Genomic DNA, 8907 nt, shown 5'->3' with positions numbered 1-8907 from the left:
GCGGACGGCTCAAATATATGGACCCCACAATAAGGAGGAACTGTTCAAATGGCAAAGGCAAAGTTTGAACGTAACAAACCGCACGTTAACATTGGTACTATTGGTCACGTCGACCATGGTAAAACAACTCTGACTGCTGCAATCACAACTGTATTGTCCAAAAAATACGGTGGTGCTGCTGTAGCATTCGACCAAATTGATAAGGCTCCTGAAGAACGCGAACGCGGTATCACTATCTCCACCGCTCACGTTGAATATGAAACTCCTAACCGTCACTACGCTCACGTAGACTGCCCTGGACACGCCGACTATGTTAAAAACATGATCACTGGCGCAGCGCAAATGGACGGAGCGATCCTGGTTGTATCCGCAGCTGACGGCCCTATGCCACAGACTCGCGAGCACATCCTGCTGTCCCGTCAAGTAGGTGTTCCTTACATCGTTGTATTCCTAAACAAATGCGACATGGTTGAAGACGAAGAGTTGTTGGAACTGGTTGAAATGGAAGTTCGCGATCTGTTGAGCGAATACGACTTCCCAGGCGATGACACTCCAATCGTTCGCGGATCTGCTCGTGAAGCACTGCAGAACCCTGATGGCGAGTATGCACAGAAGATCGTTGAAATGTTCGAAACGATCGACACATACATCCCGCTTCCAGAACGTCAGACTGACAAGCCTTTCCTGATGCCTGTCGAAGATGTATTCTCCATCACTGGCCGCGGTACCGTGGCAACTGGCCGCGTAGAACGCGGAACAGTTAAAGTCGGAGAAGAAATTGAAATCGTAGGTATTCACGAAGAAACTAAGAAATCCGTTGTTACCGGCGTAGAAATGTTCCGTAAATTGCTCGATTCCGCACAAGCGGGCGACAACATCGGCGCACTGCTGCGTGGTGTAGACCGTAACATGATCGAGCGTGGCCAAGTATTGGCTAAGCCGAACTCTGTTAAGCCACACACTGAGTTCACTGCTCAGATCTACGTTCTGACTAAAGAAGAAGGCGGACGTCACAAACCATTCTTCACTGGTTACCGTCCACAGTTCTACTTCCGTACAACTGACGTAACTGGCATCATCAACCTGCCAGAAGGTACTGAAATGGTTATGCCTGGTGACAACATCACCGTAACTGTTCAACTGATCTCCCCAATCGCTATTGAAGAAGGTACTAAATTCTCCATTCGCGAAGGCGGCCGTACAGTTGGTGCCGGTTCCGTAGCTTCCATCCAGAAATAATTCGACTCTATCCGTGAGGATAGACCGAATATAAGTCAGGGCCCCTTCTAACGAAGGGGCCCTGTTTTTGTTGTGCAAGGCTGTATAAAAGAACCGGCAGATATGCCAAAAAGACCGCTGCTCCAGAAGAGTAACGGTCTTTTGTATTTTTAAATTGAGTGGTTTAGATTTCCTTCGCATAATCCGCATTGGGCAATTTGGATAATACCACATGCAGACTGGACGGAGATGAACTGTTATTCGTATAAGCGAATGACTCGTCACCGGCGATGTAGATGGTCTCTCCCTGGACAAAGGGGAACTCTTCTTCATTAACATGAATGGCACCATCACCGTGTAAGGCCAGGATGTAGACGTCTGCTCCGGGGTGCTTGTGAACGGGCAGCTTTTGCCCGGGCATGAAATTAAGCACGAATACAACGCTATCCCCTTTTTGGAATATGATCTTTTTGGTAAAGCGCTCCTCTTGATACTGTACTGCCTCTGCTAATGTTTTCTTTTCCATGATAAATCCCTGCTTTCGTGTGAATTATTATTGTTTACAGCCTAACTTCATACTCACAATGCTCATGACCGGTGACATTACATTTGATCTCTTTCACTGAAACCTTGCGGCCGAGAATTTTGCAAAGCGCACCTTCAATAATGGCACCCTCCAGATCACAGACCATCTTCTCATCCTCCAGGGAAGGCAGTCCTTTGCAGAAGCAATCTTCAACAGCAATATTGATCCTGCGCTCATCCGAATGAACAATCCGGGGTATTCCGATTTTGAGCTCCTCAAAGATCTGCAGTAGCTCTTCAACGGAAGTGACAGGCAGGCTCTCGCCAATCTTTCTGCCAATGGTAACAGTAGTTCCTTTTCCGCCTAACGGCAATCCCTGGTTCATTCCGATGAGACGGATAGTCCGGAATAGTTCAAGAGGTACCATGTTGCCCAGGGTTGTTCTCTCCATCTGGCGCATATCAGCAAAAGTGTATTGCAGCAAGTGCGTCAACTCCTTTTCTCTCTATAAACCTATTGTATAGGCTGCGGGTATGTTAATCCTTGATATAGATCAAGTTTTATGAAAAACTGTGCGTCCAGTCACCCGGCATTGCTTCTATCATTGATATGGTGGAATAAGCGGCAGTAAAGGAGGAAGCATGATGGAGTGTAACACGTGCAGCTCGCATACCTGCGTGCGTCAGGTTCCGGTATTCAGGGGCTTGTCCGATGCGGAGCTGGTTATCATAGAATCGATCACAGAATCCCATTCATATAAGAAGGGCAGTCAGGTCTGCAGAGAGGGAGAGGCGTCTGAAGCCTTATATGTAGTGAAGAACGGTCTTATCAAATTGACGAAGAACAGTAAAGAGGGCAAACAGCATATTGTCCGGTTTCTTTTCCCAGGGGATTACTTCGGACAGTTTGCCTTGCTTCATAATAAAAATAATGATGTAACAGCGGAGATGATTGAGAGCGGAGTGGTGTGCCGGATGCACCGGAAGGATTTCATTCCTCTGCTGGAGAAGAATGCGGGCCTTGCGTTCAGCTTCCTGATGTCTGTCAGCGAGCAGCTGCATCTGGCCGAAGAGTCAGCAGGGGCACTGCATATGTTTGAAGTGGAAAAGCGGTTAGCCCGGCTTCTAGTGTACTTATACACGCGCAACTTGCCGGAACCGGCTATGGCGGTGCAAGCTCTGAGACATTCCGTAGATCTGCCGTCGGCGCAAAAAGAGGTGGCTGCAATGATCGGTACTACTGCCGAGACCCTAAGCCGTAAGCTGAACAAGCTGGAAGCCCTTAAGATCATCGCCATGCATAAGAGAACCGTGAATATTCTGGAGATGGAAGCACTAATTCAGCTCGCTGAAATCAGTAATTAATTATTTTCAGAGATATTCGGGTAATATTGAAGTTTTTTTCTGGAAAAGCTGATTTGTTATGCAAAGGCTCTTGCAATATAGCCGCCTATTAGATATAATAATAAATGTTGTTCTGAGACGTTGCGATGATGTGAGAGGTTACTGACACACCCGGCCCCTTTGCCATGAGGTCGACGTCGGAAAATTTTCACGGAGTATGTCCGATAATAAATTGGGCGATAGAAGGAGGGACTAAAATGGCAAAGCAAAAAATTCGTATTCGCTTGAAAGCATACGACCACAGAATTCTTGATCAATCCGCAGAGAAAATTGTTGAAACAGCAAAACGTTCGGGTGCTGGTGTATCCGGGCCGATTCCGCTGCCAACTGAGAAGCAAATCATTACCATTCTCCGTGCGGTACACAAGTACAAGGATTCCCGTGAACAGTTTGAGCAACGGACTCACAAACGTTTGATCGATATTGTGAACCCAACACCACAAACTGTGGATGCCTTGATGCGCTTGGATCTACCGTCCGGTGTAGATATCGAAATCAAATTGTAATTCATTAAGTAATCAGGAAAAGAAAAGAGGTGTCAACATTGAAAGGTATCTTAGGAAAAAAACTCGGTATGACTCAAGTGTTTACTCCAGAAGGTAACGTAATTGCGGTTTCTGTTATCGAAGCTGGACCTTGTGTGGTACTGCAAAAGAAAGACCTGAATATCGACGGATATGAAGCAGTGCAGTTGGGCTTTTCCGATAAAAAGGAAAGTCGCTCCAACAAGCCTGAACAGGGTCACGCCAAAAAGGCAAATGCAACACCTAAGCGCTACGTTCGCGAAATTCGCGGTGTTGACCTCGGGTCACTCGAGGTTGGACAAGAGCTTAAGGCTGACATCTTCGCTGAAGGCGAGTTTGTTGACGTAACAGGTACTTCGAAGGGTAAAGGCTTCCAGGGTAACATCAAACGCTGGGGACAAAGCCGCGGACCAATGGCACACGGATCGCGTTACCACAGAAGACCGGGCTCCATGGGTTCCATCCAGGCTAACCGTGTTCCTAAGGGCAAACGCCTGCCAGGACACATGGGTCACACGACCATAACGGTTCAAAAGCTTGAAATCATCCGGGTTGACGTAGAACGTAATGTACTGCTGGTTAAAGGCGCTATTCCAGGTCCTAAAAACAGCTTCGTGAAAGTTAAACAGACCGTTAAGAAATAATTATTGAAGAAAGGAGGAACATGAAATGCCAAAAGTAACACTTTTCAATACTAGTGGTAACGAAGTTGGCGAAGTTGAACTGAGTGATTCAGTTTTCGGTATCGAACCGAATGTACATGTGCTGCATGAAGCTGCACTTATGCAAAGAGCTTCCCTTCGTCGTGGTACACACAAAGTAAAAGGACGCTCTGAAGTGCGTGGCGGCGGACGTAAGCCTTGGAAACAAAAAGGTACAGGTCGTGCTCGTCAAGGCTCCATTCGTTCTCCACAATGGAAAGGCGGCGGCGTAGTCTTCGGACCAACACCACGCAGCTATTCCTGGAAATTGCCTAAGAAGGTTCGCCGGTTGGCCATCAAATCCGCGTTGTCCTCAAAAGTACTTGAGAATGACATCATCGTATTGGATAGCCTGACTCTGAATGCTCCGAAGACGAAAGAATTCGCAGCCATTCTGAACAACCTTAAAGTGGGCAGCAAAGCCCTGATCGTAGCTCCTAGTTATGATGACAATGTAGCACTTTCCGCTCGTAACATCCCTGGGGTGAAATTCGTAGCGGCTGACGGCATCAATGTTCTTGACGTACTGACGTACGACAAACTGATCATCACTAAAGAAGCAGTTCTGAAGGTAGAGGAGGTGTTCGCGTAATGAAAGATCCTCGTGATATAATCAAGCGTCCAGTGATTACGGAACGCACATCCGAATACATGAGCGAACTGAAGTACGCTTTTGAAGTGGATATCCGTGCTAACAAGACCGAAATCAAAAAAGCTGTCGAGGCTATTTTTAAAGTAAAAGTCGTTAGTGTGAACACAATGCGCGTACCTGGCAAACTGAAACGTTACGGCAAATATTCCGGTTATACTCCGGAGTGGAAAAAAGCCATCGTGAAGCTTAGCCCGGACAGCAAGCCGCTTGAGTTCTTTGAAGCGGTAGAATAATACTCTTAAAGTAAGGAGGAAACTATAGTGCCAATCAAAAAGTACAAACCGACCTCTCCGGCAAGACGCAACATGTCTGTGTCTACGTTTGAAGAAATTACAACAAACCAGCCAGAGAAATCGTTGCTGTCCCCGCTGTTCAAGCATGCCGGACGCAACAACCAAGGTAAAATTACGGTTCGTCACCATGGCGGCGGACACAAACGTAAATACCGTATCATCGACTTCAAGCGGACTAAAGACGGCATACCAGGTAGCGTTGCTACAATCGAGTATGACCCGAACCGTACTTCCAATATTGCTTTGATCCACTATGCTGATGGAGAGAAACGTTATATCATCGCTCCTAAAGGCCTTAAAGTTGGGGATAAAGTGGAGTCTGGCCCTGCTGCAGACATCAAAATTGGTAACAGCCTTCCGCTGATCAACATCCCGGTAGGTACAATTATCCACAACATCGAGCTGAAACCTGGTAAAGGCGGACAATTGGTTCGTGCTGCCGGTACAGAAGCTCAGTTGCTTGGTAAAGAAGATAAATACGTTTCTGTTCGTTTGAACTCCGGTGAAGTTCGCAGAATCCTCAGCGTATGCCGTGCAACAATCGGTGCCGTAGGTAACGGAGATCATGAACTGATCAAGATTGGTAAAGCCGGACGCAGCCGCTGGCTCGGACGTCGTCCTGAAGTACGCGGTGTTGTCATGAACCCTAACGATCACCCACACGGTGGTGGTGAAGGCCGCGCTCCAATCGGACGGAAATCGCCAATGTCACCTTGGGGCAAACCAACCCTCGGCTACAAAACGCGTAAGAAAAACAAAGCATCTGATAAATATATCGTTCGTCGCCGCACAAAATAAGACGCTTCAGGCAAGTTAGTTAAGCGCGAAGCGTCGATTCGCGGTTTTGAAGAACCGGATGAAGGGAGGATTCACACATGGGTCGCAGTTTAAAGAAGGGGCCGTTCATCGATGGCTACCTGCTGAAAAAAGTTGAGGATTTGAACGAGACAGACAAGAAAGTCGTAGTTAAAACCTGGTCCCGTCGCTCAACCATTTTCCCTCAGTTTATCGGACATACGTTTGGTGTATATGACGGCCGCAAACACGTGCCTGTATACGTAACAGAAGATATGGTAGGTCACAAGTTGGGCGAGTTCGCGCCAACACGTACTTACAAAGGCCACGCGGGTGACGATAAGAAAACAAGAAGATAATTAACGTCTTCGTTTGAGAGGAGGGAAAACAATGGAAGCAAAAGCACATGCAAGATCGGTGCGGATTTCCGCTCGTAAAGCGAAACTGGTTGTTGACTTGATTCGCGGCAAGCAAGTGGGGGAAGCAATTGCAATTCTTCGCCACACTCCGAAGTCCGCTTCTCCGGTTGTTGAGAAGCTACTAAACTCGGCGATTGCGAACGCTGAGCATAACTACTCTTTGGACGTGAACAGCTTATTCGTAAGCGAAGTTTTCGTTAACCAGGGTCCTACAATGAAACGTTTCCGTCCGCGCGCCATGGGCCGCGCAAGCCGGATCAATAAACGTACCAGCCACATTACTTTGGTGGTATCTGAGAAATAAGGAGGGATAACACGTGGGTCAAAAGGTAAATCCAGTCGGACTCCGAGTCGGTATTATTCGCGATTGGGAATCAAAATGGTATGCAGGCAAAGATTTCGGTACTCTTTTAATGGAAGACGTCAAAATCCGGGAATACCTTAAAGGCAAGTTGAAAGATTCCTCTGTTTCCCGCATCGAGATCGAAAGAGCGGCAAGCCGAGTGAACGTTACAATTCACACTGCTAAGCCAGGTATGGTAATTGGTAAAGGCGGAGCAGAAGTAGAAGTACTTCGCAGCGCAGTTACAACTATCGCCGGCGGTAAGAAAGTACACATCAACATCAATGAAATCAAACACCCTGAACTGGATGCTATTCTTGTTGCTGAAAGCATTGCACAACAGCTGGAACGTCGCGTATCGTTCCGTCGTGCTCTGAAACAAGCGATTCAAAGAACTATGCGTTCCGGCGCAAAGGGAATTAAAACTCAGGTTGGCGGACGTCTTGGCGGCGCTGAGATTGCCCGTTCAGAAGGTTATAGCGAAGGAACAGTTCCACTTCATACGCTTCGTGCTGATATCGATTACGGAACAGCTGAAGCACATACAACTTATGGCCTTATCGGCGTAAAAGTATGGATCTATCGTGGAGAAGTTCTTCCCCCAGCTAAGAAACATGCTGCTCAGGAAGGAGGCAACTAATCATGTTGGTACCAAAGCGCGTTAAACACCGCAAGCAACAACGCGGTCACATGAAGGGTATGGCAAAAGGCGGAACCGAACTGAACTTCGGCGAATATGGTTTGCAGGCCCTGGAACCATCTTGGATCACTAACCGTCAGATCGAAGCTGCTCGTATCGCGATGACACGTTACATCAAACGTGGCGGTCAGGTTTGGATCAAGATTTTCCCGGATAAGCCAATCACTCAGAAGCCTCTCGAGGTTCGTATGGGTAGTGGTAAAGGTAACGTTGAGAAGTGGGTAGCTGTAGTTAAACCGGGTAAGATTATGTTCGAACTCGGAGGCGTGTCGGAAGAAATCGCTCGTGAAGCGATGCGTCTTGCCGCTCACAAGCTGCCTGTAAAGACTAAGTTTGTGAAACGTGAAGAATTGGGTGGTGAAGCAAATGAAAGCTAATGAACTTCGCAACTTAACCACTGCTGAGATTGAACAGAAAATCGCCGGATTTAAGGAAGAACTTTTCAATCTCCGTTTCCAATTGGCAACAGGCCAACTGGATAACCCGACTCGGATTCGTGATGTGCGTAAGGAAATAGCTCGTGCTAAAACCGTTATCCATCAAAGAGTACTTGGGATTAGTTAAGTGACGGCGGATGCTTAATCCGTAATCAGGAAGGAGGCTAATTATGAGCGAAGAGCGTAATGCACGTAAAGTGCTGATCGGTAAAGTAGTCAGCGACAAAATGGATAAAACCATCGTAATTGCTGTTGAAACCTATAAAAAGCACAGTCTGTATCACAAACGCATCAAGTCCACGAAGAAATTCAAGGCACATGATGAAGAGAATGTAGCTAAAATTGGTGATGTCGTGAAAGTCATGGAAACTCGTCCATTGTCGAAGGACAAACGGTGGAGACTGGTTGAAGTGGTAGAAAAAGCGGTTATCATCTAAGACCTGAAGCAGATCCCTTTCCGGAAGGAGGAAAATAATAATGATTCAACCATTTACACGTTTGCATGTGGCTGACAACTCTGGTGCGAAGGAACTGATGTGTATCCGCGTACTGGGTGGTACTGGACGCCGTACAGCAGCAATCGGCGATCTGATCGTTTGTTCCGTTAAACAAGCAACACCAGGCGGCGTTGTCAAAAAGGGTGATGTTGTTAGAGCGGTAGTTGTTCGTACAAAACGTTCGGTACGCCGTAAAGATGGATCTTACATCGCTTTTGACGAAAATGCAGCTGTTGTTGTTAAAGACGACAGAAGCCCGCGCGGAACACGTATCTTCGGACCAGTTGCTCGCGAACTTCGCGACAAGGACTACATGAAGATCGTTTCCTTGGCACCGGAAGTTATCTAAAAATTCGAGTAATGCTCGGGTGTACTTGAAAAGGTCAGTTATAGGAGGTG

The 8907-nt window shown here is 47.1% G+C and carries 16 protein-coding genes; 14 read left to right on the top strand and 2 right to left on the bottom strand.

Annotation, left to right across the window (positions count from 1 at the left end):
- Window positions 1-48 precede the first annotated feature (48 nt).
- Window positions 49-1239: an elongation factor Tu gene (tuf, locus tag MHH28_RS19165; protein ID WP_173140462.1), complete on the top strand. Its 1191-nt coding sequence runs from the start codon at window positions 49-51 to the stop codon at window positions 1237-1239.
- A gap of 163 nt (window positions 1240-1402) precedes the next feature.
- Here the strand turns inward: tuf and MHH28_RS19160 are convergent, their stop codons facing one another.
- Window positions 1403-1744, bottom strand: coding sequence for a cupin domain-containing protein (locus tag MHH28_RS19160; protein ID WP_405104571.1), 342 nt, complete (start codon window positions 1742-1744; stop codon window positions 1403-1405).
- Between the two features lie 34 nt (window positions 1745-1778).
- Window positions 1779-2195 (bottom strand): V4R domain-containing protein, encoded by a 417-nt coding sequence (locus MHH28_RS19155; RefSeq protein WP_405104569.1) that lies wholly within the window; start codon window positions 2193-2195, stop codon window positions 1779-1781.
- 193 nt (window positions 2196-2388) lie between these two features.
- Here MHH28_RS19155 and MHH28_RS19150 point away from each other — a divergent pair, with 193 nt between their 5' ends.
- The 13 genes from MHH28_RS19150 to rplN all read left to right on the top strand — a co-directional run bounded on the left by MHH28_RS19150 (window position 2389) and on the right by rplN (window position 8857).
- Window positions 2389-3108: a Crp/Fnr family transcriptional regulator gene (locus MHH28_RS19150; protein WP_405104567.1), complete on the top strand. Its 720-nt coding sequence runs from the start codon at window positions 2389-2391 to the stop codon at window positions 3106-3108.
- A gap of 236 nt (window positions 3109-3344) precedes the next feature.
- Window positions 3345-3653, top strand: coding sequence for a 30S ribosomal protein S10 (gene rpsJ, locus MHH28_RS19145; protein ID WP_017692074.1), 309 nt, complete (start codon window positions 3345-3347; stop codon window positions 3651-3653).
- Between the two features lie 38 nt (window positions 3654-3691).
- Complete coding sequence (gene rplC, locus MHH28_RS19140; RefSeq protein WP_036692386.1) at window positions 3692-4315, top strand: 50S ribosomal protein L3; 624 nt, start codon at window positions 3692-3694, stop codon at window positions 4313-4315.
- Between the two features lie 25 nt (window positions 4316-4340).
- On the top strand, window positions 4341-4964 hold the full coding sequence (rplD, locus tag MHH28_RS19135) for a 50S ribosomal protein L4 (protein ID WP_036721837.1): 624 nt from the start codon (window positions 4341-4343) through the stop codon (window positions 4962-4964).
- Window positions 4964-5257, top strand: a complete 294-nt coding sequence (gene rplW / locus MHH28_RS19130) for a 50S ribosomal protein L23 (RefSeq protein WP_019908225.1) — start codon at window positions 4964-4966, stop codon at window positions 5255-5257. The genes rplD and rplW overlap by 1 nt, the downstream gene beginning before the upstream one ends.
- A gap of 27 nt (window positions 5258-5284) precedes the next feature.
- A complete protein-coding gene (gene rplB / locus MHH28_RS19125; RefSeq protein WP_405104565.1) occupies window positions 5285-6115 on the top strand; it encodes a 50S ribosomal protein L2 in 831 nt (276 codons plus the stop codon).
- Window positions 6116-6192: 77 nt separating this feature from the next.
- Complete coding sequence (gene rpsS, locus MHH28_RS19120; RefSeq protein ID WP_036692395.1) at window positions 6193-6471, top strand: 30S ribosomal protein S19; 279 nt, start codon at window positions 6193-6195, stop codon at window positions 6469-6471.
- A 31-nt stretch (window positions 6472-6502) separates the two neighbouring features.
- On the top strand, window positions 6503-6835 hold the full coding sequence (rplV, locus tag MHH28_RS19115) for a 50S ribosomal protein L22 (RefSeq protein WP_036680546.1): 333 nt from the start codon (window positions 6503-6505) through the stop codon (window positions 6833-6835).
- Window positions 6836-6848: 13 nt separating this feature from the next.
- Window positions 6849-7514, top strand: a complete 666-nt coding sequence (rpsC, locus tag MHH28_RS19110; RefSeq protein WP_173140474.1) for a 30S ribosomal protein S3 — start codon at window positions 6849-6851, stop codon at window positions 7512-7514.
- Window positions 7515-7516: 2 nt separating this feature from the next.
- Window positions 7517-7951 carry a 50S ribosomal protein L16 gene (rplP, locus tag MHH28_RS19105; protein ID WP_039298647.1) on the top strand — a complete coding sequence of 145 codons (435 nt, stop codon included), beginning with the start codon at window positions 7517-7519 and terminating at the stop codon, window positions 7949-7951.
- Window positions 7941-8138 carry a 50S ribosomal protein L29 gene (gene rpmC, locus MHH28_RS19100; protein WP_019908232.1) on the top strand — a complete coding sequence of 66 codons (198 nt, stop codon included), beginning with the start codon at window positions 7941-7943 and terminating at the stop codon, window positions 8136-8138. The genes rplP and rpmC overlap by 11 nt, the downstream gene beginning before the upstream one ends.
- A gap of 43 nt (window positions 8139-8181) precedes the next feature.
- Window positions 8182-8448 (top strand): 30S ribosomal protein S17, encoded by a 267-nt coding sequence (gene rpsQ, locus MHH28_RS19095; RefSeq protein ID WP_173140476.1) that lies wholly within the window; start codon window positions 8182-8184, stop codon window positions 8446-8448.
- Between the two features lie 40 nt (window positions 8449-8488).
- Complete coding sequence (gene rplN / locus MHH28_RS19090) at window positions 8489-8857, top strand: 50S ribosomal protein L14 (protein WP_036680556.1); 369 nt, start codon at window positions 8489-8491, stop codon at window positions 8855-8857.
- The last annotated feature ends 50 nt before the right edge of the window (window positions 8858-8907 follow it).

It is taken from the genome of Paenibacillus sp. FSL K6-1217 (assembly GCF_045040735.1).
GTDB lineage: Bacteria > Bacillota > Bacilli > Paenibacillales > Paenibacillaceae > Paenibacillus_AQ.
The sequence above is the reverse complement of the archived record's forward strand: the minus strand, read 5'-3'. Positions and strand labels throughout refer to the sequence as shown.